At 72.0% G+C, this 22,342-nt stretch carries 18 protein-coding genes, 1 tRNA gene and 1 pseudogene; 12 read left to right on the top strand and 8 right to left on the bottom strand.

Features of this window, described 5'->3' with window-relative positions:
- Position 1 precedes the first annotated feature (1 nt).
- Positions 2-976, bottom strand: a complete 975-nt coding sequence (locus OG432_RS01250; RefSeq protein WP_328306791.1) for a DUF4232 domain-containing protein — start codon at positions 974-976, stop codon at positions 2-4.
- 447 nt (positions 977-1,423) lie between these two features.
- On the opposite strand from OG432_RS01250, the gene OG432_RS01245 reads away from it, so the two are divergent.
- Entirely contained in the window at positions 1,424-2,902 is a 1,479-nt protein-coding gene (locus OG432_RS01245; RefSeq protein ID WP_328306789.1) for a phenylacetate--CoA ligase family protein, read from the top strand.
- A complete protein-coding gene (locus tag OG432_RS01240; RefSeq protein WP_328306787.1) occupies positions 2,899-3,933 on the top strand; it encodes a hypothetical protein in 1,035 nt (344 codons plus the stop codon). The genes OG432_RS01245 and OG432_RS01240 overlap by 4 nt, the downstream gene beginning before the upstream one ends.
- 6 nt (positions 3,934-3,939) lie before the next feature.
- Here the strand turns inward: OG432_RS01240 and OG432_RS01235 are convergent, their stop codons facing one another.
- The 4 genes from OG432_RS01235 to lanKC all read right to left on the bottom strand — a co-directional run bounded on the left by OG432_RS01235 (position 3,940) and on the right by lanKC (position 9,303).
- Entirely contained in the window at positions 3,940-5,130 is a 1,191-nt protein-coding gene (locus OG432_RS01235) for a GNAT family N-acetyltransferase (protein ID WP_328306785.1), read from the bottom strand.
- Positions 5,127-6,377, bottom strand: a complete 1,251-nt coding sequence (locus tag OG432_RS01230) for an MFS transporter (RefSeq protein WP_328306783.1) — start codon at positions 6,375-6,377, stop codon at positions 5,127-5,129. The genes OG432_RS01235 and OG432_RS01230 overlap by 4 nt, the downstream gene beginning before the upstream one ends.
- 82 nt (positions 6,378-6,459) lie before the next feature.
- Positions 6,460-6,573, bottom strand: coding sequence for a class III lanthipeptide (locus OG432_RS01225; RefSeq protein ID WP_328306781.1), 114 nt, complete (start codon positions 6,571-6,573; stop codon positions 6,460-6,462).
- Positions 6,574-6,636: 63 nt separating this feature from the next.
- Positions 6,637-9,303, bottom strand: coding sequence for a class III lanthionine synthetase LanKC (gene lanKC / locus OG432_RS01220; RefSeq protein WP_328306779.1), 2,667 nt, complete (start codon positions 9,301-9,303; stop codon positions 6,637-6,639).
- 289 nt (positions 9,304-9,592) lie between these two features.
- On the opposite strand from lanKC, the gene OG432_RS01215 reads away from it, so the two are divergent.
- The 6 genes from OG432_RS01215 to OG432_RS01190 all read left to right on the top strand — a co-directional run bounded on the left by OG432_RS01215 (position 9,593) and on the right by OG432_RS01190 (position 16,254).
- Positions 9,593-11,962: a LuxR C-terminal-related transcriptional regulator gene (locus OG432_RS01215; RefSeq protein WP_328306777.1), complete on the top strand. Its 2,370-nt coding sequence runs from the start codon at positions 9,593-9,595 to the stop codon at positions 11,960-11,962.
- A gap of 137 nt (positions 11,963-12,099) precedes the next feature.
- Positions 12,100-12,615: a DUF4232 domain-containing protein gene (locus OG432_RS01210; protein ID WP_328306775.1), complete on the top strand. Its 516-nt coding sequence runs from the start codon at positions 12,100-12,102 to the stop codon at positions 12,613-12,615.
- 296 nt (positions 12,616-12,911) lie between these two features.
- Positions 12,912-13,424 (top strand): GNAT family N-acetyltransferase, encoded by a 513-nt coding sequence (locus OG432_RS01205; RefSeq protein WP_328306773.1) that lies wholly within the window; start codon positions 12,912-12,914, stop codon positions 13,422-13,424.
- Between the two features lie 154 nt (positions 13,425-13,578).
- Entirely contained in the window at positions 13,579-14,034 is a 456-nt protein-coding gene (locus tag OG432_RS01200; RefSeq protein WP_328306771.1) for a nuclear transport factor 2 family protein, read from the top strand.
- A 181-nt stretch (positions 14,035-14,215) separates the two neighbouring features.
- Positions 14,216-14,911, top strand: a complete 696-nt coding sequence (locus OG432_RS01195) for an ArsR/SmtB family transcription factor (RefSeq protein ID WP_328306769.1) — start codon at positions 14,216-14,218, stop codon at positions 14,909-14,911.
- A complete protein-coding gene (locus OG432_RS01190; protein ID WP_328306767.1) occupies positions 14,908-16,254 on the top strand; it encodes an MFS transporter in 1,347 nt (448 codons plus the stop codon). Before OG432_RS01195 ends, OG432_RS01190 begins: the two co-directional genes overlap by 4 nt.
- Before the next feature lie 382 nt (positions 16,255-16,636).
- On the opposite strand, the gene OG432_RS01185 is transcribed toward OG432_RS01190, so the two are convergent.
- Both OG432_RS01185 and OG432_RS01180 read right to left on the bottom strand, forming a co-directional pair.
- Positions 16,637-17,617, bottom strand: coding sequence for an MBL fold metallo-hydrolase (locus OG432_RS01185; RefSeq protein ID WP_328306764.1), 981 nt, complete (start codon positions 17,615-17,617; stop codon positions 16,637-16,639).
- A gap of 83 nt (positions 17,618-17,700) precedes the next feature.
- The gene (locus OG432_RS01180; protein WP_328306762.1) at positions 17,701-18,561 is read right to left on the bottom strand and encodes a helix-turn-helix domain-containing protein; all 861 of its coding nucleotides are present in this window, start codon (positions 18,559-18,561) and stop codon (positions 17,701-17,703) included.
- 476 nt (positions 18,562-19,037) lie between these two features.
- Between OG432_RS01180 and OG432_RS01175 the strand changes: the two are divergent.
- The 4 genes and pseudogenes from OG432_RS01175 to OG432_RS01160 form a co-directional block, all read left to right on the top strand.
- Positions 19,038-19,157 (top strand): annotated as a pseudogene (locus OG432_RS01175) (helix-turn-helix domain-containing protein); the annotation flags it as partial.
- 147 nt (positions 19,158-19,304) lie between these two features.
- Complete coding sequence (locus tag OG432_RS01170) at positions 19,305-19,805, top strand: hypothetical protein (RefSeq protein WP_328315370.1); 501 nt, start codon at positions 19,305-19,307, stop codon at positions 19,803-19,805.
- 228 nt (positions 19,806-20,033) lie between these two features.
- Positions 20,034-20,107: transfer RNA gene (locus OG432_RS01165), tRNA-Met, on the top strand.
- Positions 20,108-20,410: 303 nt separating this feature from the next.
- Positions 20,411-21,031, top strand: coding sequence for an anthrone oxygenase family protein (locus OG432_RS01160; protein WP_328306759.1), 621 nt, complete (start codon positions 20,411-20,413; stop codon positions 21,029-21,031).
- Between the two features lie 259 nt (positions 21,032-21,290).
- On the opposite strand, the gene OG432_RS01155 is transcribed toward OG432_RS01160, so the two are convergent.
- Positions 21,291-21,992 (bottom strand): acyl-homoserine-lactone synthase, encoded by a 702-nt coding sequence (locus tag OG432_RS01155; protein WP_328306757.1) that lies wholly within the window; start codon positions 21,990-21,992, stop codon positions 21,291-21,293.
- Positions 21,993-22,342 lie beyond the last annotated feature (350 nt).

The following is a 22,342-nucleotide window of genomic DNA, read 5'->3' as shown; positions in this document are numbered from 1 at the left end:
GTCACGGCCGGCCGGCCCCCGCGCCCGCCGGCTTCGCCCTGGTCCACGGCTTCACGCCGAGCTGCCCTGTGGTGCCGAGGTCGAGATCCGGGGTCACCACGACCGGGCCGGCCCCCGTCTTGGCGCGGACCCGCACATAGGGCACGTTCACGGGGGTGCCGGCCTCGGTGGTGTTGCGCCACACCAACGAGGAGATCGCCGACTCGCCGGGCTTGAGCGTGACCCGCCGGGGCCTCTCGTCCGGCCCGGCACCGGTGGTGATCCCGCCGCTGCCGCGCAGGATCGTGATGCCGTCGACGGCCTTGAGATCGCCGTCCAGGAGCTCCAGGAGCGGATAGCCCTCGACGGTGTAGTCGCGGGTCCCGCAGTTGTCGAGATGCAGGCCGACGATGCGCAGCCCCATGGCCGCGTCGCCCTCGTCGGAGCTGACCCGGATGCCGGAGGCGGGGCACGCGCCGGGCGCCGCCGGCGCCTCGCCCGCGGGGACCTTGGTCACCCGGGAGACCTTGGCCCGGGTGATCCGCGGTGTGGAGGGCGGCAGATGCCCGGCCCGCACCGAGCCGTTCACGGTCTTTCCCGGACCGACGTCGCGCACGGTCGCGGTTCCCCCGGCCATCGCCCCGCCGTCGCCGCTCATGAACGTGACGGCCACCGAGTACGTCAGGCTCCGCGTACCCGTGTTGGTGACGGCGAAAGTGGCGACGATCCCCGAGTCCTTGGTGGGGTCGTCGAGGGGGAGCCCCGATGTGCCCGCCGGATCCGCGGCGGGGGACGAAGCGCTGCCGTCCGGCGCGGGGGAGCGCCACGGCAGGGTGAGCGAGGTGATCCGCGCGCCGTCCTTGCCCGCGTCGTCGACCGCTCCGGACGCCGGCGCGGGCGCGCCGGCGCTCCCGGTGCCGGTGTGCTCCGTCCCGCAGGCCGTGAGCAGGAGGCCGGCCACCGCGAGAACAGGCAGGAAAGAAGGGCGTGTACGCATGGGGCCACCTCACCACGAGGCGCTTCCGGTGGGTGTGGTGGAGGCCATAATTCCGGCCGCGAAGGGGCCGCGAAGGGGCTGCGGAGGTGCCGCGCAGGCGTCGCGCGGGCATCGCGAAGGGGCGGCGTCCGATGCCCGGCCGATGTGAAGTCGATGCGTGAAAGTCGTGAACATTAAGTGGTCACGACATCTGGTGAAGCTCTCCCCAACGTCCCTAGACTGCCGCTGCTCACCGGCCGATCCGACCGGAAGCTCAGCACCGCTGGACGTGGCCGGCACCGAGCCGCCGCCCGACGAGGGAGGAACCGACACATGGTCAAGCACTACCTCAAGTACGCACTGAGCACGCTCACCGCCGCGATGTTCGCGCACATGGCCTGATCTCCCGCGGCCCCGGCCCCGGCCTGGGCCGGGCGACACACTGTCCGGTCCAGGCCAGGAGGCCCCGTGTTCGGCACCGCCCTGAGTCAACTCCGCTACGGCATGGCGATCCTGCGCAACCGCCGGATCCGCCCGCAGGACCTGGAGCGGATCGCCCGTGACCTGGTCGCCACCCTCGCCGAGTTCGGTGAACCCGGGGCGGATTCGGCGCTCCTGCCGGGCCAGTCCGGCCAGGCCGCGCAGATCGACCCCGACGTCCGTCTCACCGTCACCCGGCGCAGCCTGCGCGCCACCGCCCGCGCCGCCGTCCGGCACACCGCGTACTACCAACAGGTGTTCGGCGAACTCGGGCTGAGCCCCGATGAGTTGGACGCTCAATCCTTCGCCCGTGTACCGGTCACGCCCAAGAAGGCGCTGCGGTCCATGCCGACCGCGTTCGTCTCGTCCGCGGCCGTCCCCGCCCTGATGGCCCTGACCACCGGCACCAGCGGCACACCCACCGCGGTCTGGTACTCGCGCGCCGAACTCGACACCACCATCGCGCTCAGCACGATCTCGGCGGCCCTCGGCCTCGGCCTGCGCCCCCGTCACACCCTCGCCTACGCGGGCTGCTCGCGTGCCACCCTGCCCCTGCTCAACGCGGCCGAGTCGGCGACCCGGGTCGGTGCCTCCTTCGTCCAGTTCGGCACGGTCGACCCCTCCGTCGCCCTCGACCGCCTCGCCGCGCCGCTCGGACTGCCCGGCAAGTCCCCGCAGATCACCCACCTCACGGCCTCGGCCTCCTACCTCGCGGCCCTCGTGCAACTCGCCGAGAGCGGCGGCTGGCGAGCCGCCGACTTCGGCCTGGAAAGCATCGGGGTCGGCGGCGAGGTGCTGTCCACACCGCTGAGCGAGAGGGCCGAGGCGGTTTTCGGCGCGCCCGTCTCCACCTCGTACCTGATGACCGAGACCCTGCCGTCAGGAGCCACCCCCTGTAGGGCCGGACACCTGCACCACACCAGCGAGTTCGGCCACATGGAGGTGCTCGACCCCCTCACCTGGGAGCCGACACCGCCCGGCGCGACGGGCATGATCGTGCACACCCCGTACGTCCCCTACCGCGAATGCACCCTTCTCCTTCGCTACGCCACCGGGGACCTCGTCCGCATCCCCGACGCCGAGCCCGGCTGCGAACTGGCCCACATGCCCGCCACGTCGGCGGTCCTGGGCCGCTGGAGCGGGCCGCGCAGCGCCGAACTGCCCACCCGGGCCCTGCTCGACCTGATCGAGGCGGAGCCGCAGGTGCCGCTGCCCGCCCGGTACACCCTCACCGAGGAGCCGGGCGGCGGCGTCCATCTGCACCTTCTCGTGCGGGCCCTGCCCGCGGCCGGTCTGCTCGGCCGGCTGGAGGACCGCGCCACCGCCGCAGGGCTGCCGCTGGCCGCCATCGTCCTGCACGACGACCGCGCCGACCTTCCGCCCACCGCACCGCTCCGCGCCGACCTGCGCGAGCACACCTTCGAGTCGGCCCGCACGGCCGGCTCCCGGACCGGGAGCGGCGTATGAACCCCCTCGCCCTTGTCGCCCTGAGCGCCTGCGCGGCCGCGCTCATCGCGGGCGCGGCCGGCTACTTCGCGCGGGTCCGGATGCCCCGGCCGCCCGTAGGGGTGTACGCCGCCGGTGACATCGTCGTGCTCAGCGTCGGCGTGGTCCTGGCGCCGCTGCTCTACCTCTCCCTGCCGGGTGCGGCCGTCTCCGCCCTGTTCGGCCTCGTGCTCGGCCTTGCCGTGCAGTTCACCCTCGCACCCGTCTGCGGCGGCCGCCGGTCCTGGCTCCTCGCCCTCGGCGCGACGGCCCTCACCGTGGCCCTCGCGCTCGCCGGCCGTCCCGGCGCGGTGCGCGTCTGTACGGACGTCCTGCTCGCCGTGGCCGTGGTGGGCGTGGCCAACCTCTGGGCGCAGAGTGGGATGCGGCCCGTGCACGTGGCCGCGTTCGCGGCGGTGCTGACCTGCTACGACCTGGTCGCGACCACCCTGACCCGGGTCACCCTCGACTTCGTGACCCAGGTGCAGGGCCGTCCGTTCGCGCCCCTGTTCGCGCTGACCGGCGGAGCGGAACCCGTGGCCATCGGGCTCGGCGACCTTCTGCTCCTCATCCTCTTCCCCCTGGTCGCGACCCGTGCGTTCGGGCGCCGCGCGGGGCTGACCGCGGCGGTCGTCGGCGTCGCCGTCACGGGCGTGGTGAGCCTGCTGTTCGCGATCGGCTCGCTGACCGCGGGCTTCCCGCTCCTGACGGTCCTCGGGCCGCTCATCGTGGCGCAGTACTGGCTGTGGACCCGCAGGTACGCGGGGGAACGCAGCACGCTCGACTGGCGCGCCGGCGCCGCGGTCCACGCCCGGCCCCGGAGCGAACGGACGCCTCCCGCACCGGAGTTGACGGCCGCTCTCGCGGTTCCCGTGCCGCAGGACCTGCCCGACGGCATGTGGTTCGCGGTCGGCGGGGGCCGGGTCCTGGCCACCGGGCCGACCCCCGGCGAGGCCCGCCGCGCCGCCGGCCGCCGGGCCCCCGAGGTGCCGGTCGTGGTCCGCATGGCGTGACGTCCCTCAGACGTAGGTGCCGCACCACGGCTCCCGTGCCGCTGCGAACAGCCGGTCGGCGGCGGGCAGCGCCGCGGCGTCGAGCACCCTCACGCCTCCCGCGGCCGCCAGCGCCGAAGGGCGCACGGCGCCCAGATAGAGGGCGGCCAACGAGCTGACGGACAGGGCGAGTTGAGCAGGATCGTCGGTCCTGCGCACCTCGCCGCTCCCCACCCGGTACCGCCCGCGGTTGCCGGGCAGCAGCGGGTCGTGGACGGCGATCACCACGCCGTCGCCGACGCCGTACGTGCGGGCCCGCAGGGCGGCCAGTACGTCGACAACACGCAGCCACACCTCGTCGCGGACATCGGTGACCCGGCACGCCCGGGGATCCGTGAACAGCCACTCGACCGGCTCGTCGAGCGGGCGCCCCCGCAGCCGTACCTCGTCGACCAGCTCGATACCGAGGACGTATCGCCACAGTCCCGCCCACGCCCCCGGGGTACGGGCGTGCATCTCCTCCACGTCGAGCACCGTGCGCCGCGCCCCCGCCGCGCCGCCCCCGCCGACCCGGTAGCGCACGTACCCGTCCGGGCCGTCGGGGCCGGTGTGGACCACGACCCGCGAGAACAGCCCGGCGGCGGCCAGTTCGTGGGTGAACAGCTGCTCGTACCAGGGCCATCTGCCGATGCCGCCGGGGCGGGAGCACGCCCGCTCGTACACCGCGCGGCACACTGCCGTGCCCTCACCCTGATCCGGCACACCGACATGCCCGCCCGGCGGTACGTCCGGCGTGAGAACGGCCCGGCGCCGGTCGACCACCACGTCGCGGCAGCGGGTCGCCACCGCGAATCCGAACCGGCCGTAGATCCCGCCCTCGCTCGGCCGCACCAGGGCTAGCGGCTCGGGCGTCGCCCGCAGCGCCTGCGTCATCAGCGCCGTCCCCGCACCCTTGCGGGTGTGCCCGATGCCGACCGCGAACCTGAACTGCACGCTGACCGGCACCGGTTGACCGCCCGGCACGACGATCCGCGTGGGCATGGACTGGTGCATGGCGATCAGCCGCCCGTCGTTGAACGCACCCCGTACACCCCCCGGCTCCAGGGACGGCGACAGCTGCGCCCAGTCCCCGTCGGAGACGGGCGGCTGGTGCAGGCTGTCGCGGAACAGGTCGAAGGCGCCGCGGTGTTCGGCACGATCCAGCACACGTATCTTCATGAGGCACCCCGGTCAGGAGCGGCGGATGGTGGACGCGCCGCGTCGCCCAGACCCCACCGCGAAGCCCGGGTCAGCGTGCTGAACAGCGCCAGCGCCACCAGCGGCACCGCGAACAACAGCACGACACCCCGCGCGGGCAGCACCGCGAGGAGAAGCCCCGCGGCCACCGGGCCGGTGGCCGCGACGAGCCGGGGCACGGTCTGGAAGACGCTCTGGACCCGGCCGAGGATGTCCTGCGGCACATCGTCCAGGAGCGCCTTGTTGGTGAGCACCCCGACGACCGGGGTGGCTATGCAGAAGCAGCCGGCGAGGAGCGCGCTCGCGAGCACGCCGTCCGTCACCGCGATCGCCACCACGGCGAGGGCGCCGCTCCAGGTGGCGGCGAGGATCAGCGTGCGGGGGCGCAGCCTCCGTACCGCCGGCAGCGTGAGCGCGGAACCCAGCAGGTTCCCGGCCCCCGTACAGGCGGTGATCAAGCCCGTGCCCAGCGCGTCGCCCGACAGGGACGCGCCGACGACGAGGACCACGATGACGCCGTTGATCCCGAAGTCGGCGACGACGATGTTGAGCGTCATGTACCGCAGGAACGGGTGGCCGCGCAGGAAGCGCCATCCCGCCGTGATGTCCGTCCAGCGTGCGGCCGGCCGGCCGGTGGGCCCCGCGGTGGCGGCCGGCAGCGTCGCGATGAGTGCGGCGGAGGCGAAGAACGACAGGGCGTCCACGGCGAACGGCAGGGCGGGCGAGACGTCGTAGAGGACGGCTCCGGCCAGCGGCCCGAGGATGGTCACGACGGCGGCCCGCCCCTGGTTGACCGACAGGGCGGCCGACCGCTGCCGCGCGGGCACGGCCGCGCGCAACGCGGTCGCCGCGGCCGAGGCGAACGGCACACCGAGTGCGCTGTTGACGGCGCTGACGGCGAGAATCCCGGCGAGACCCACCCGGTCGGTCATGACCGTGTACGTCAGGACCCCGAAGGCGATGCCCCGGACCAGGTCGGCCCGCACCATCACGGTCCGCCACCCCACCCGGTCGACGAGCAGCCCGGCCCAGGGCAGGGCGAGCAGCATGCACGACGCACCGGCGAAACCGACCAGGCCCACACCGACCGGGCTTCCCGAGGACGCGAGGACGAGCAGGGGCAGGGACACCAGCGAGGCGAAGGTGCCGAGCGAGGAGAGGGTGGAGGAGACCCACAGGCGCAGGTAAGCCGGATTGCGGTGCAGAGCCGGCGCCGTCGTCCCCGCCATCGCCGTCCCTCCGCCTCTCCCTGTGCCGGGCCCCGGGCGCCACCGCCAGGTGGCGGCGCCCGGGGCCACGGGTGTCCGTGCGTTAGTTGATCGTCAGGCCGGTGCAGTGGTTGCTGGAGGTGCTCATGAGGGCCAGTTCACCCTCGCCGTCGATCTCGTCGACGGGCAGTTCCTGGAGCTCGAGAATCGCGTTCATGTGCGTGCCTCCTGTGGTGTTGGACCATCCGGTGCCGGACGGCACCGGAAACTCTGGGCGCCCTCAAGCGGGCGTGATGGGGGGAGCGGGCAGTCCGGCCGCCTCGGCCCACCGGGACTCGGCCCGCGCGGACTCGGCGCGTGCCGCATCGGCCGGGTCCGTCCTCGCCGGGCCCGGTGCCGGGCCCGCGGCGCGTTCGCAGGCCCGCAGGGCGAGGAGCACTCCCGCCGTTCCGTTGCTCAAGTCCATGGACAGACGCAGGAGTTGATGCCCTGGGAAGGCGACACCGGACGTCCCGGTCCGTTCGTCGTGGCGCGGTACGGCATGCCAGGACAGGCGGCGGACATGGCCGGCCAGCGTGGACAGCACGGCCGGACGGGTCTCCTGCGAGGCGAGTGTCGTGATCAGCCCGGCGCGCCCCATGAACAGACCGGGTTCCACGGTGAACGGTGCCCGGCAGGCCCGCAGGATCCCGCGGTGCAGCGCGGCGAGCCGTTCGTCCGGCCGGTACCGGCCGTAGAGGGCGATGGCCTCCGCGAGCCCGGCACCGCCGAAGCCGAGGTAGGGCAGGAGCCGCCCGCCGTCGGCCAGGGCCACCTCGCCGACGTCGTCCGTGCGCAGGTGCGCCAGATCGAGATCGAGGGCGCACCGGGCGTGGTCGAGATGGGCGGCGTCACCGGTTTCCTGGAAGCGGCGCAGGAAGAACAGGGCGGCTCCGGTGAACCCGTACATCAGTCCCGGCCGGGTGACGGCCCGGACGCCGGTGCCGCCCGCGGCCGTCGAGGTCACGATGTCGGCGAGCCTGACGCTGATGGCGGCCAGCTCGTCCCGCCAGTGCGCGTCGCCGGTGGCACGGGCCACATGGCGCAGCACCAGGGCGGCTCCTGCGAGCCCGCCCTCCAGGTCGGGCGACCGGGTCGAGGCGGCCTGCGGTGCGGCGCGGTCGAGCGCGTCGTACGCCTCCTGTTCGTGCCCGAGGCCGTGCAGGACCAGGGCGGCGCCGTGGAAGCCGGTGTGCAGTCCGCAGGCCGCCGGTGCCCGGCGGAGCGTGTCCGTCAGCCATCGGACATGACCGGGGTCGGTCTCCATGCCCGCGCACCGCAGGGCGTACAGGACGCCGGCGGCGCCGTAGGCCAGGTTGTAGCCACCGTCGTCCAGGCCCCTCGGATCGCCGGGGAACAGCCGGTCGGCGCGCTCGGGCGTGGCGCTCGCCCGTATCGCGTCCGCCAACGAGCCCATGAGCGTGCGCATCGCGTCACCGTCGAGGTCCTCGGCCGCCGCGGCGAACGCCCCGGCGGGCCGCGGGCCGTTCCTGTCCGGCGTGGCGGGCCGCTTCAGGCCCGAGCGGATCTGCCGGGTCAACTCCGGTGGAACGGGGAAGAGTTCACCGACCGCGTCCGTGAGTTCCGCGGCCTTGTGGGGGTCGAGGTCCAGCATCAGGGTGAGCGGCACGAACAGCGCCATGCGCACGCAGTCGAGGGCATAGGTGTCCCGGGCGGTGCCGGCCGAGGCGTGCTCGGCGACGTACCCGGGGCAGGCGATGGCCGGCGCGGGATCGAGACCGGGCCGGTGGGCCACCTCGAAGTCCACCAGCGCGATCCGCCCGTCGGGCCGCACCATCACATTGCGGGGATGCAGATCGCCGAAGACGTAACCCCGTGTGTGGAGCGTGGCGAGCGCCGCCTCGATCCGGTCGAGGATGCCCAGCGCGGTCTTCGTGTAGGAGGCGAAGTCGGCGCGGTCGGCGGACCCGCGGGCCGCCGGATTGCGGGCGGCCAGGAAGTCCCACAGGGTCTTGCCCTCGATGTGCTCCTGAGCCAGGTAGTGGTGCTCCCAGACGGTGAACGTCCGCTTGAACGAGGGTACGAAGTCGAGGTCCCCGAGTGCCTGCAGCGCCCGTGCCTCCCGGTACAGACGCGCGACCGCGTCGTCCCCCTTGCCGTCGATCCCCGCGTGCGGCCGCGCCTCGCGCAGCACCACCAGCTCGCCGGAATCCGGATCCGATGCGCGATAGATGCCGCCGCCGTTGGAGAAGTGCAGCGCCTTCTCCACCGTGTACGGCATGGGGGGCTCGGCCCGCCCGGCCGCGGCCGTCGCCGCCATCTCCTCCTTGAGGAAGTCCGGCACCTCCACCCAGGCAGGCGGACGGAAGCCGGGGCCCCGCACATCGGGCTCCAGAGCGCCGTCGGGCCGGCGGATCGCGAGCACCCGGTGCCCCTTGTCGTCCACGGTGTGCATCCGCCGGAACCCGCCGTAGCGCACGTACAGCGGTCCCTCGCGCCAGCGCAGGTCGCTCAGGATGTACGGACCCGCACGCCCCTCGAGCGGCACCGACAACTCGGCCAGCACGCTGTGCAGTTCGCCGGTGTCCGAGGGGTAGAGGGTGATGAGCTTGCCGCTGCTGCCGCGGGGCGCGTACTTGCTGTTCATCCGCCGGTGCGTCCGAGGGCTGGTCAGGACCTTGAACGGCAGCCGGCGCCCGAAACAGTGCTTGGCAACGATGTCGATGACCTCGGCGGCGTCCCGCGGAACGACCGAGACGTGCACCTTCCAGCCCTGCTCGGGGAACTCGTGCCCGTCGGGCACGAAGTGGCTCCAGGCGTCGTCGTGGGAGAGCGACCAGCCCTCGGGCGGCCGTCGGCCGGTCGGCTCGAAGCTCTCGCCGGCGCTGTCGCCCGGGTGGTCGTAGAAGTCCGAACCGGCCTGGCAGTACCGAAGGTAGTTGTCCATGAGATCACGCTCCCGATCGTCGAGGCAGTCCCGATGAACCCCGAGGATGTCCGGACGCAGAACACATCCGTTCCACAACCGCCCGGAACGCTCGCTCCCCGCACCGGATGGCCTTGCGGACCGCCGCGGTCCGAAGCGATTCCCACTCTGCAGGCACCCGCGCACCCGAGGCATCGTGGAAGACCACGAACCTAAGGCCCGGGTGCGGCAGCGGACCGGCCGGCGCCTTGCGCGGCGCCCCTGTTGTCAACCGGCCTGCCTCAACTGCAAGATCTTGATCATGTCTGAGGTGCCTTCACGTCTTTGCACAGTGACCCTCGGCGCACGCGACGTGCCGCGACTGCGCCGGTTCTACCGCGGACTGGGATGGGCGGAATTACCCGGCAGCGGCAACGGCCGGGCCGGATTCCTGCTCGCCGGCGTGCTCCTGGTGCTGCATCCCGCGGCCGAGCCGCCCGGCACGACGCCCTGCGGCGCCCCTGGCGCCACGGGGTGGGCCGGGATCACGCTGACCTGCTCCGTGGACAGCGCACGGGAGGTGGACTCGGCCTTCGCCGCCGCGGTGGCCGCCGACGCCATCGCGGTGGCCGAACCCGCGGACCACCCCTCGGGGGGCCGGTCGGCCTGCATCGCGGACCCCGAGGGCAACCGCTGGGAGATCGCGTGGGCACCCCTGAGGGGATGGCGGCCCACGGGCGAGGGGGCTCCGCCCGCCTCCCGGGCCCCGGACCCTGCGCACGGCACGCCGGCCGGTGCCGCGGCGCGCGCCGGCCAGGGCGAAGCCCGCTTCCGCGCCACCGCGGCGGCCCTGCGGGAGCCACCCGCCCCCGCCCCGCTCCGCCCGCGGCCGGCACCCCACAGATTTCCCCGCTCGGCCGAGACGCACCGCGCGACCGCCGAACTGCTGCATCACAGCGGCGCATCCGACGAGGCGGTCGCCGCCCATCTCCTGGCGGCGGGCGGGAGCGGCCCCTCCTGGGCCGCCGAGACCCTGCTGTGCTCCGCCCGTACCGCGCGGCGCGAAGGGCGGGTGGAGCAGGCCGTCGATCTCCTGCGACGAGCGCTGGCGGAACCACTGCCGCCCTGCCGGCGCGGCGCCGTACTGACGGAACTGGGCAGCCTCGAAGTGACGCTGGGCCCGGCGGAACGGGCCCTGGGCGTACGGCACCTCGCCGAATCCGTACGGCTGGAACAGCAATCCGACGAGAGCGTCTTCAAGGCGGCCAACGCCCTCGGCACCGCGCTCGCCGCCCGCGGTCAGACCTCCACCGCCCTGGAGGTGATGGAGGAACTCGCCGAACGGTTCACCGACCAGCCCGAGTTGTCCTACGCGGTCCAGGGCGCCGCGGCCCTCATCGCCTCCCACGACGGACACAGCTGGCTCGAAACGGTGGACCGGCTGCGCAGGCTGGCCGCCCGTTCCCCCGGGCGCCCGGCGCCGGCCGCCCGCGCCCTCCTGGCCGAATTCGAATCCACCAGCGGCCGGTTGTCGGCTACCGAGGCCGCGACGGTCGCCCGCGAGGTGACGGCCGAAGCAACCGACCCGTTCTCCCGGACGTACGTACTCGCCTCCGCCGCCACCCTCGCCCAGTGGGCCGACCACCTCGACCTCGCCGACCGTCTCGTCGAGGACGGCATGTCCGGACACCACGGCCCGCTGGTCGACCCCGGCTATCAGAGTCTGCTCAGCGTCCGCGCCGAGAGCCTGGTGATGCGCGGCCGTTACCGGGAAACGCTGGACGCGTGCCACGGCTGGGGCGTGCTGGCCGGGTCGCCCGCACACCCCGTCTCCTCGGGCTCGGGCAACGCGCACCTGGTGGGCCAGGCCGTCATCGCCCTCACGGAGACGGGCCGCGTCGCAGCAGCCCGCCGGCTCGCGGACTCCATCGCCGCCGACAGCTCCCACGGATCCTGGGAATGGAACGAATTCCTGTACGCCCGCGGCCTGTTGAGCCTGGCCGAGGGCGACCCGGCCGCCGCACTCGACGACCTCCTGGAGTGCGGGCGCCGGCAGAGCGCGCGACAGGTGAACAGTCCGATCGTCACCCCGTGGCGGTCCGCCGCGGCCGACTGCCACCTGCTCCTCGGCCGCCCCGGCGCGGCCGTCGCCCTGGCAGCCGAGGAGTTGGAGACGGCCCGCCGCTGGGGCACCCCGCGCTGCGTCGGGCGCGCGATGTGCGCGCTGGGGGCCGCCACCGGCAGCCGGACGGGCCTGGAGATGGTCGAACAGGCCGTCGAGCTGCTGCGCACGACCGACACCACCCCCGAACTCGTCTCCGCCCTCGCCGCCCACGGACGCATGCTCCGCGACGCCGGCCGTCTCACCGCCGCACGGAAAAGCCTGCGGGCCGCCGCCCGGCACGCCGAACGGATCGGCGCGGACCGGCTGCGTACGGTCGCCGCGGACCTCCTCGCCGCTGCCGGTGCCCGCAGGGCCGCGGCCTGCCAGACCGGCGCCGACGCCCTCACCAGCAGCGAACGGCGGATCTGCGCACTGGCCGCACAGGGCCACTCCAACCCCGAGATAGCGGCGCTGCTGCGCCTCGCGCTGCGCACGGTGGAGACCCACCTGACGAACAGCTTCCGCAAACTGGGTGTCCGCCGGCGCACGGAACTGGCCACCCACCTCGCCGTCGAGGCCACCGCCCCGACCCCATGAGCATCGCACCGAGTGTGTGTTTGGTCTGGTTGTGACGGTTTTATGACATTGGTGGATCCGCTCGGCGGGGAGGTAGGAGGGTGACCACGGTTCCAGCGGTCCGCTCGTGGGCCGCGAACAGGATTGGAGTACGCGTGATGCGTATCGCCCGGAAGATCGTCGCCGCCGCTACGGCCACCGCCACCGCCGCCGTGCTGGCCGGTGTGGTGGGAGCGGGAGTGGCCCAGGCGTCGTCGCCCTCGACCGCCCAGGCTCCCTCCGCGTGCCGCCCGGCGAACCACCTCGCGAAGATCACCGACGCCCCCGCTTCCTCCGGGCACCGCCACTACCGTGTCACCCTCACCGCGGCACACGGGTACGAAGCGTGCCGGCTGGCCGGGTCGCCGACCGGTGTGCGGTTCTCCCACCACGGGACCCCGGACCGGGTCACTGCGGGCCGGTACGGCGCGCAGAACAAGGTGGTGACGTTCGGTCCCGGCCACCCGGTCCACTTCGACATCCAGGTACCCAACGGCAGGAGCGGCGCCCTGGCCGACGAAGCGGCCTTCACGCTCAGGGCGCCGGGAGGCGTGATCCCGGGGGAGTCGACGGCGCACGGCCGGCTGACCGTCAGCGCCGGCACGGTCATCGGCCCGGTCCAGGCCGGCGCCTGACGGCGTGTCCGCACCACATGAGTGGCCGCCGGCACGCGGTCCGACGTCATGTGGTGCCTGACCCCATAGGCGCGCGGACGTGCCAACTTCGCTGAACGTCCTGGGCGCCCGGAGGACCCGGAGGGTGGGGCAGTGCCGGGAGGGCGGGGCAGTGCGAGGCTCGTCGCAGGGGGGGACGCTTCTGCCCCGCCCGTCGACCGGAGTCTCCTGAAGTTCGCAATCTGTCTCGCCCGCGCGGGTGGGCACCGCTCTCTCTTGTGCGGCTCGCGCACAACTCGCACACATAGGGTGGGGCGATGGTGGACGTACGTGAGATGACCGGGGCCGACGTCCAGGCCGTGTCCCGTGTGCGGGTGCTGGGGTGGCGGGCAGCGTATGCGGGCCTCGTCCCGCAGCCCTACCTGGACGGCATGAGTGTGGAGGACGACGCGCGCCAACGCCGTGCATGGATGTCCGACCCGCGCAGGCAGGGATCCGATCTGGTGGCCGACGCCGGTGCCGGTCCGGTGGGGTGGGTGAGTGTCGGTCCCTACCGGGGAGCGACGCCCGAGTCCCGTGTGGGTGAGGTGTACGCCCTCTACGTTCGACCGGACCTGATCGGACAGGGCATCGGCCGCGCCCTGCTGGACGCGGCCCACGCGTGCGCGAAGGCGCGGGGGTTCGGCACCGTCGCGCTATGGGTGCTCGGCGGGAACGAGGGGGCGCGACGGTTCTACGAGAAGGCCGGTTACGTGGCCGACGGCGAGGAACAGAGCGACACCTACGACGACGTGGAGCTCACGGAGCTGCGCTACACCCGGAGCATCTAGCGTGCGCCTCACAGGTGGATCCTGTCGGGGCCGGCGGCTACTTACTTCGGAGGTAATCGTCCCGGCCGGGCGTTGCGGCTAGCTTCGGGTTCTCGCCACGTGAGCACGAGGCGGGCCACACGGAGCCGCACGCAGCCATACGAAGGGGCCAACCATGTCCACGGCCACATCGACAGCCACATCCCCGAACACCCGCACCGCGGTTGAGGAGTTGCTGCGCACGATCGGTGAGGGCGACCCCGATCGCGTCGCCGCGCTGTACGCCGAGCGGGGCGATTGGAAGTTGAACTGGCCCGAGGCCGAGCACGGTCGTGCCGCCACCCCCTGGATCCGTCACCGCTCCACCCGGGCGGACGTGGCCGCCCACTATCGCGACATCGCAGAGCACCACGTGCCGGAAGAGGTGGCGACCCAGGTCGAGCGCATCCTCGTCGACGGAAACGACGCCGTCGTGATCGGCGAGATCCGTCAGACCGCCCGCTCAACCGGGCGTGCGTACCGTGCCCGGTTCGCCCTGCACCTCACCTTCGAAAACGGCCTGGTCACCCGCCACCACGTCTACGAGGACAGCCTCGCGGTCGCCCAGGCATTCGCGGCCGAAGACGAATGACACCACCAGCGAGAACACCAGCGAGAACACCACTGAGAGCCGCACCTCCCAGGTGATCGGCCCTCCGTATCGGTCGGCGCTGGACGAGGAGCGAGACGGCGCGAGCGGACCGAACGAACCACAAAGAGTTCTTTGCGAAGAAGTCTTTGCGAAGAAGTCTTCGCGGTCTATCGTGTCCCGCATGGCTGATGCACTGGAAGGGCCCGACGGCCCAGGCGTTGACGATGATTCGGTTGTCCTGGATGCCAAGGGGCTGCGTGCCCTGGCGCATCCGGTGCGCGTGCAGTTGGTCGGGCTGCTGCGGAAGTACGGCCCGTCGACGGCCACCCGACTCGCGGAGCGGCTGGGGGTGAACTCCGGTACGGCGAGCTACCACCTCCGGCAGCTCGGCGCGGCCGGATTCGTCGAGGAGGACACCGAGCGGGGCAACGCGCGGGAGCGCTGGTGGCGTTCGGTGCACCGGACCACGTGGTTCAACGATCCGGAGCTGGCCGAACGCGAGCCCGAGGCCGCACTGGCCTACCAGCAGTCCGTCGCCGCCATCTACGCCCTGCGCACGCAGCAGGCCCTGAACGACCTGCAGACGATGCCCCGCGCATGGCGGAACACCTTCGACATGAGCGACTGGGCCTTGCGGCTCACACCCGATGAAGCCACCGCCCTGTACCGGGAGTTGGCGGAAGTCGTCGCGCGCTACCGGCGAGACGCACCCGAGACGGCGGCGAGCGCCCCCGCGGGAGCCGAACGGGTCGCCGTGATCACGCAGATGCTGCCGGAACTGGATGCGTCCGCCACAGCGTCCCTCGCCTCCCGCCCTCGGGCTTCCGGCCCTCGTGCTTCCCGCCCTCAGGACGAGGAAGGGAGCGCGACCTCATGACCGCCGAGACCGTGGCGACCGGCGGCGTGTCCGGCCGGAGGTCCTTACGCCCGTTGGGCGGGGTCCTGGCGGCCATGGCCGTGTCGCTGACCGGAACGCGGATTTCCGTGGTGGCCCTGCCCTGGTTCGTTCTCGTCACCACCGGAAGCGCCACCCAGACAGGACTGGTCGCCTTCTGTGAGATGACGCCCTACGTGGTGGTCAAGGCACTCGCCGGTCCGCTGGTGGACCGGACCGGCCCGAGGGCCGTCTCGTGGACCACCGATCTGGTCAGCGCGACCGCCGCCGCCTCGGTTCCCCTGCTCCACTCCCTGGACCGGCTCTCTTTTCCCCTCCTGCTGGTTCTGGTCGCGCTGATCGGCGCGGCCAGGGGACCCGGCGACCTGGCCAAGGACGTCATGGTCCCGGAGGCGGCCGAGCGCGGCCGGGTGCCGCTGGAGCGGGCCACCGGTCTGTCCGGCGTGATCGAGCGGCTCGCGTCCACCGTCGGCCTGGCGGTCGGCGGATCCCTGGTGGCGCTGCTCGGTCCATTGACCGGACTGGCTGTCAACGCGGGTTGTTTCGCCCTCGGATCGGTGATCATCAAGCTCGCGCTGCCGCGCGGGATGGGGCGTGCGGCCGAGGAACCCCTCTCGCCTGCCGGAGAGACGGGACCGGGCTACTGGCAACGGTTCGGAGAGGGCTTCGCCTTCCTCCGCGGCGAACCGCTCCTGCGCACCCTCATCGTCATGATCGGCATTACCAACCTGCTGGACGCCGCGTTCATCTCGGTGCTCATACCCGTCTGGGCCAGGCAGTCGCACAGCGGTCCGACCGTGATCGGTCTGATGGGCAGCGTGATGGGGGCCGCGGCCGTCGGTGGAAGCCTGATCGCCGCGGTGGCCGCGCACCGGCTGCCACGACGGATGGTGGTCCTCGCCGGATTCCTGCTGGCCGGGGCGCCGAGGTTCCTGATCCTTGCCTTCCATGCCCCGCTGGGTGTGGTGCTGGTCGTCTTCGCGGTCGGCGGCTTCGGCGGCGGCTTCGTCAATCCGGTGCTGGGTGCCGTTCTCGTCGAGCGCGTGCCGCGCCGGATGCTGGGCCGGGTCAACGCCCTCGGCGACTCGCTGGCCTGGGCCGGCATCCCGCTCGGCGGACTGATCGGCGGGGCGGCGGTGACCGCGGTCGGACTGGTTCCGGTGCTGTTCGTCTGCGGTGCCACGTACTTCCTCACCACGAACCTGGCTGGGCTGCGTCCGCAATGGCGCGGGATGGAAAGCACGCGCGGCCGGAGTCTCGCGGAGCCGCGTTCGGTGCGGGACGAGCAGGGCGCCGCGCAAGGCGGTGGGAAGGTGGCGGCATGACTCCCTGCGGAGCGAGCACAGCGCAGAGAGCAGGGAGCAGAGAGCAGAGCGCACCAGCGCAGAGGGGGAGGGGGAGGAAGGAGAGGGGGAATGGAGGATGCCGCCGCCAGGGGGCCGACGGCGGCATCCTTGATCGGGTGCAGACATGTCCCCTGTCGCGCTGAACCCGATCGTGCACCGAACGTGTGTCGTGGGAGACCTGTTCGGTGTGCTGGTGCTCTCCCCCCGCTGGAGTTCGGATGAGCACCATGTGGCTATTTGAGCCCCGCGGGCCGGGCGAGGCAAGACGATGGCCGCTGCGGGCCGGTGGCGTTCCACTGGCCGGGACCGTGGCGGGTCGGTGTTCCGCCGGCTGGGACGGCCGGGAGGTCGCGGGGGAGGGTCAGCTGGGTGAAGTGGCGGGCCGGCGGGCTGTGTTGTTGTGCCAGGCGATGGTGGCGGCCTCGATGGCCAGCGAGAGGATCTCGGGATCCGCCGGATCGTTGTTGAGGTGACGGAATTCCGATCCGAGCGTGATGGCGAGGCGCTCTTCGAGTCCGAGTCCCGGGTAGCGCTTCTCGCGGATGAGGTGTTGGGCCGCAGTGGTGGGCGTGCAGCCGCGTGCGTGGAGCTCCCGGGCCTGCTCGGCGAGGTCGGTGAGGTACTGGATGTGCGTCCGCAGGCCGTCCTGGTCGAGGAGAGGACCGTGGCCGGGAACGATGTGGTCGGGGTTGTGCGCCAGGATCTCCTCGCATGCGGTGATGACGTTGGCGAGGGGGCCCGCCCAGTGGCACGGGTGATCGCCCGCGAAGACGATGTCGCCGGTGAAGACCACGCGTTGCTCGGGAAGGTGGGCGATCAGGTCACCGACGGTGTGGGCCGGCCCCGTCTGGTGCAGCTCGACGAGGATGTCGCCGACGCGTACGTCGAGCCGCCCCTCGAAGGTGTCGGTGGGTGGTGTGACGGTGATGCCGCTGAAGTCGAACGACCCGAAGTGGCGGCGGAAGTACCAGCCCAGGGGCTGATCGGGGTCGGTCTCCTCGATGAGGGCGCGGAGTTGCTCCGGCGTCGGTTCGAGGCATTGGTGCTCGAGGGTGCGACGGGTGGAGATGATCCGTGCGCCGGTGACCCGCTGATTGCCCCAGCTGTGGTCGCCGTTGCCGTGGGTGGTGAACACCGTGCCGATGTGTGCGTCCGGGGCCGCTGCGCGCGCCGCCGCGAGGAAGGTGTCGGTCAGGTCCAGGGCGTACGGGGTGTCCAGCAGGGCGGCCTCGCCGCCGGAGGCGATGAGCCCGCAGTTGGCAAGGCCCCAGCGGTCCGCCCCGTCGGGGGCCCAGACGTGCACTCCGGGGGCTATGGGAATGAGTCGCGCTGTGGAGGTCATGGTTACGTAATCTAGCTCGGCCGATGGCCGCAGCGGCAAGGACGGTGGCGGTCTGGCACAACAGGGCTTTGACGCGGGCGAGTTCACCGCGTGGGCTCGAAGACGAGGATGAAGAAGCGGGTGCCGGGTGAGGCGAAGGGGCCCGCCGCGCACATCGTGACCGTTCCCAATTGGGAGGGTGCGTGGCGCGGGCAGCACCGGTCTCCCGGCGAGCCGGGCGCCGGCGGTGTCCCCGCGTCGCGCATGCGGCGTACGTCGCCGTCGGGGTGGACGTGGGCGATGTGCTGGCGGTAGACGGGGCCGGCCACCGGGTCGTCGTTGACCTCTTCGTCAAGACGTTGGAGCCCCTGGTTGTTGGGGTGCGAGGCGACCGCGGTGCGCAGCTGGGCCGCCACGGGACCGGCCCAGCTCTTCTCCCAGTCGACCAGGTGGTGTTCGCGCGCGTCCTCGTGCAGGAGCAGCCATCGCATGGTGTTCTGATCCGGCAACCGCGGCTCGGTGCCCGGCACTTGAGGGAACATGCGGATGAACGCGTCGTTGCAGGCCAGGATGTTCCAGGCCACATCGACGACGTAACTGGGCGCGGTGACCTGCTGGACTGCCTTCTGCCAGGCCGGCAGCACATGGGTGCCGGCGTCGGGGTCCAGCGGGTGGGGAGGTTCGTATCCCAGGGCGTACACGTACAGGGCGGCCCGTTCGCGCTCTTCCATCCGCAGGACCTGCGCCACGTGGTCGAGGAACTCCGCCGAGGGAGCCGACATCTCACCGCGTTCCAGCAGAGCGTACGTGCGCTCCGAGACGTAGAGCGCCTGACCCATCTGGGCCTGGGAGAGGCCGGCCGAGCGCCGGCCACGCCCGGTCAGGCGGCGCAGGCCGAGTTCCGTGGGATCCCCCTGGGCTCTCTTCGAGCGCAGCAACTGCTGCAGAGCCTCCTTGTTGTTCACCGTCAACCCACCCCCTGTGTCGCTGCCCGGCCGCGGTGGCGAGCAGCGTCGTGCGGCGCTCGGCCTGCGGCCGGTCAGAGTGCACAAGCGATACTGCTGCACCTCATCCTTGCTGTCAATGAGCGGTGAATTGCCTGGTGAGAGCCCTGGGTTGCGCTACTCACACTGTGTTGAACCGCTACTGACGGGTGCTCGCGAGCACGAAAGGGCCCTCGAAGTCTGTGAAGTCCTGTGATGTCTGGAGTCGACTCCGGCCCGGCCTGCCCCGGCTGTTGCCCGCTTTCCGGCGGGGAGTGGAGGAGGGGATTCGAATTACAGGAACGTGTCGTTCCTGAAGTTCACCTACCGGAAAATGGTGGGCCTGGCAGGGGCCGGGCTCCGTTCAGCAGAATCGCTCTGGGCCCGGCCGCGATGTGGGAGTCGCGAAGGGCCTCAACCACGAGGGGGAGTTCGCGTTGTCGCATTCTGCTGCTGTCATGTCGCCACCGGAGGGGAACGGCAGTGCCGTCGCCCGCACGATCGCCGTACTCAGGGCGGTGCGTGTCCTGGGACCGGGCTCGCACCCGTTGGCCGACATCGCCACCCGCGCCGGGCTTCCCCGCGCCACCACGCACCGGTACTTAAGAGCTCTGATGGAAGCGGGCGAGGTCGAGTCGCGGGGGAGCAGAGGGCGCTACGCCCTCACCGAGGGACGCGAGTTCGCGCCGGCCGCCCCCCGGACCGCGCCTGCGTCTCCGCCCCCCGTGGGACACACCTCGCCCGCCATCCGGGCCGAGCTGGTCGCCCTCCAGGCGCGTACCGGCCAGATCGCCATGATCTACGTTCCGCTTCTGGTGGGACCTCCTGTACGGATCTGCGCGGAGCGCGTTCTGGGTTCCCACAGTGGTGAACTGCTCGCCGCGTCAAGGGAGTCGGTTCAGCAGCTGTGGCGTGCGCCCCTGGAAGCCGATGCCTGCGGGCTGGCGATTCTGGCCGCGCTCGGCGAGGGCCCCCGCGTCGGCGGTGCACTGGGCCGCATCCGCGAGGACGGCTTCGCGGTCGGCCCGTCGCCCCTGGAAAACCGTGACGCGATCGCGGTCGCGGTGTGGAAGGGGCCGGCGGTGGCGGGAGCCGTGGCTCTCCTGGCCTCGCGGAGTCAGATGCGCGGCGCTTCCACCCGGAGCCGTTACATCCATGGCGTTCTGGACTCCGCCGCCGCGATGAGCGGACACCTGACGCGCCGGGGCACGCGCCGCGCCGGTTGAGCGAGGCGGTGAGTGGGCGAGTGGGTGAGTGAGTGGGTGAGTGAGTGGGTGAGTGAGCGGTTGCGCGTCGAGCGCGCTTGAGACGTCGAGCGCTTGAGGCGTTGCGCGTGGAGGCGGCGGCGGTTGAGGCAGTGGTGGATGAGCCTTTATGAAGGCCGCGCCCCGGGGGCGCCCGGAAGCTGTTGGTCAACGGTGCCCCTGGAGATGGCGTACGGTGGTGTTTACCGACGCGGGGTGGAGCAGCTCGGTAGCTCGCTGGGCTCATAACCCAGAGGTCGCAGGTTCAAATCCTGTCCCCGCTACTGCGTAGACGGCAGAAACGGGAAGGCCCGGTTCCTTAAGGATCCGGGCCTTCCCGTATGCCCGTATGCCGCGTGCGCAGAGCAGTACAGGGCAGTGCGGTAGTGCAGGGCAGTGGGGGCCCGGCTCGGTGGCGCACAGTGGCTTGCCCCCGTGCGAAATGGGCCCCCCGGGGCCCTCTGCATCCGTATGATCGCCGTGACTTGACGATTCCATGACCCGTCCGCCGCTCCCGTCCTCCGCCCTCGACTCCCGTCCCGGTGCGACGGCCCGGGGTCGGTGAGGACGCACAAGTAGGGGGCACGATGGAAACCGCGCGCTGGGTCTCGCTGGTGGCGGCCACGGTCACGATGGGCCTGGTCAGCGGCTTGTTCTACGGTTTCTCCGTCGCCGTGATGCCGGGCCTCAGGCTGGTCGGCGACCGTACGGCCGTCGAGGTCATGCAACGGGTCAATACGGCCATCCTCAACGGGTGGTTCCTGCTCGGCTACCTCGGCGCCTTCGTCTTCACCGCCCTGGCCCTGCTCCTGCACGTGCCGTCCACCGGGCGCGACGTCCTGCCGGCGCTCATCGCGGCCCTGGTCTGCTGCGGTGCTTCGATGGCCGTCACCGCCAAAGTGAACATCCCCCTGAACAATGCCTGGAGCACGCCGGCCCCGCCGCCACCCTCGGCGACCCGGCCTCGGTACGACGCGCCTTCGAGGGCCCCTGGGTCCGCGCCAACGTCTGGCGCACCCTGCTGTCGACGGCCGGCGTCGCCCTCCTGGCATGGTCCCTGTATCTGGAAGGCGGCATCGCCTGATGTCGTCGTCATCGTCCCGCTCCGGGCGCGGCGGGGGTCCGGGAGCCGGACGGTAAGGGCCGGGGGTCCGGTAGGAACGGACCAGAGAACCGGCGTGGCCGTCACAGGTTTTGACAGCGTGTGATGTCAGAGGTCGGCCCCGAGCGGGCGAAGCGGTCGGCGTACTCGTGGCGGCCTTTGCGCTGGGCCGGGACCGCTGCGGTGCCGTCGAGGGGCCGGCAGCGGTCGCGGTGGCCCCGGCGCCGAGGCCGGCCGGGACATCGGGCAGCCCGTCGCGGCTCTCCCCCCAGGTGTGGACTGCGCCGTCCTTGACCGTCAGCGAGCGGAAACGGCCGACGGCGATCGCGGTGGCGCCGTACGAAGGCTCCGCCGAGGTGGGAACACTATGAGGGGGCCTCTGCGAGAACGTCAGTCACGATGCTTTCGGCCGATGTGGCCGTGTGCGGAACCCGGTTCGCCAGTGCGACAAGGTCGGCGACGGCGAAGCTGTAGGCCGTGCAGAGCACGGAGCCGATGCGGCAGGGCGGGTCGCCGATGCGGGTGGTCGGGATGCCGCTGGCGTGGAACATGGCTTCGACGGTGACTCCGGAGAGTCCGACGAGCTCGTCGACCCCGCGATCTGCCGCGTAGTCGCCGACAGCGGCCAGCAGCGCCCGGGGAACGGCCTGGAATCCTCGGGGGTTGAGGTGGGGCCTCGGCGTGCCTGCTGGTCCGTGGCGAACTCGGGGGTCGATGGCGAACCTGCTGGCTTCCCAGACGTGCGGTGAGCGCGGCGCGGGCCGGCCCCGCAGGGCCGGTTGGAAGGCCGGCACGTCGCTGAGCATGTTCGGGCCTGCGGTGGGCAGCAGGCGTACGCAGCCCACCACGGCGTTGCTGGGGCGATGGACCGCGATGGCGTAGGCGGGGTCGAGGTCGTCGAACTCGTCGCGTTCACGTCCGTTGCTGACGTCAACGGCCCACCCCAGCCGCCGGTGAAAGATCTCGTAGCGCAGCCGGAACATGTCCTCCAGCAGCGCCGGGGCCAGGCAAGGGTCGCCGGCTCGTCCGGCCAGCACCGTACAGTCCTGCGCCGCGAATGAAGTCATCGGAAAGGGGGCCCGCCTTCTCGCGCCATGTCATCGAGAAGTTGATCTTCAAGCATGCGGCGTCGTATGCCTGGCTTGACAGCGGCCGATTCGGCGAACATCACGCGAACGGGTGGTGCCAGCAGGTTCGGGTATCGGTGCTTGAGCGGGGAGAGCCGGGCGATGTCCTCATCGCGGCGTTCGTGGCCCCGCGTTACCTGCTCGCCCCGCGGCGGACGGGGTCGTCGTGGGGTTGTCGCCGGTACTCGGTGATCTGCTGGTTCTGCGACAACCCCGAGGACGTCTCCGCCGCCGTCGTGGACGACGCCGCAGAACAACTCGCTGGATGTACCAGCGGGCGGAGAAGCGCT

Source organism: Streptomyces sp. NBC_00442 (assembly GCF_036014195.1).
Taxonomy (GTDB): Bacteria; Actinomycetota; Actinomycetes; order Streptomycetales; family Streptomycetaceae; genus Streptomyces.
This window is presented reverse-complemented; position numbering and strand designations above follow the sequence as displayed.